Source organism: Halorubrum sp. Atlit-26R (genome assembly GCF_003666015.1).
In the GTDB taxonomy this organism is placed as follows: Archaea; Halobacteriota; Halobacteria; order Halobacteriales; family Haloferacaceae; genus Halorubrum.
Genome location: NZ_QPLT01000361.1, coordinates 1 through 536 on the forward strand (window position 1 = coordinate 1; position 536 = coordinate 536).

The 536-nt window shown below is 47.9% G+C and carries 1 protein-coding gene; it reads left to right on the top strand.

Going from position 1 to position 536, the window contains the following annotated elements; genetic code table 11:
* On the top strand, positions 1-536 hold a 536-nt coding region (locus DVK07_RS23045), incomplete at both ends, for a hypothetical protein (RefSeq protein WP_158603220.1).

Here is a 536-nt window from a genome sequence, read left to right on the forward strand (position 1 = left end):
GATTCGTACCAATGTCCGAAGATACGTTTGAGATAAATTTCGCCGCTGTTGCCCAGTTTGAGTTCTACTCGTCAAATGATACTGACCTGATCGAATCTGGCTTCGACGACTTGTATGGAGAGAGTGGTGAGACGTTTGGGGGCCCAATAATGATGGGTGGAGGTCACTGGAAACGCACAATTTTCTCCAAGAACGAAGACCTCTCCGACCAGCTATCTCAATTCGAAAACGTTCGAACGTACTTGACACCTGATAAGCGTCACGTACACGATGCCATTACCGTTGGAAGATTAGATCAAGAGACGCTTCAAGAGATATTGACAGTCGACTACGATCGCGCGGGTTCAGTCGTGAGAGACTCGATAAAGGCCCTAAACGAATTTACAGGAGATATCCCGACGATTCCTGAAGACCAAGATGACCTGCCGACGATATTCTACGTAGAACCCGAAGAGAGACTCGATATCGGATGGCAAGAGGAAGGCCTCGATCCAGACGTAACCTCGTCTTGGTTAGAAACTCATCGGGAACAACTC